General features: G+C 57.7%; 1 protein-coding gene. It reads left to right on the top strand.

Annotated elements, in window-relative coordinates; translation table 11 throughout:
• On the top strand, positions 1-246 hold a 246-nt coding region (locus B2W52_RS17890), incomplete at both ends, for a thiamine pyrophosphate-dependent enzyme (protein ID WP_286803837.1).

Below are 246 nucleotides of genomic sequence, written 5' to 3'. Positions count from 1 at the left end.
TGAAGTACCACCAGGGCTTCTCATCCAACGTGATGACGCCGGGTGGCGAAGTTCACCTGGCAATGGCGTTTAACCCGTCACACCTTGAAATCGTTTCTCCGGTTGTTGAGGGCTCTGTCCGGGCTCGTCAAACCCGCCGTAACGACAATGAGGGCACCAAGGTCGTTCCGATTATCATGCACGGCGACGCAGCATTTGCCGGCCAGGGCGTGGTGATGGAAACTTTCCAGATGTCCCAGACCCGCG

Origin of the sequence: Marinobacter sp. UBA2498 (assembly GCF_002341575.1) — a bacterium.
In the GTDB taxonomy this organism is placed as follows: Bacteria; Pseudomonadota; Gammaproteobacteria; order Pseudomonadales; family Oleiphilaceae; genus Marinobacter; species Marinobacter manganoxydans.
The sequence above is the reverse complement of the archived record's forward strand: the minus strand, read 5'-3'. Positions and strand labels throughout refer to the sequence as shown.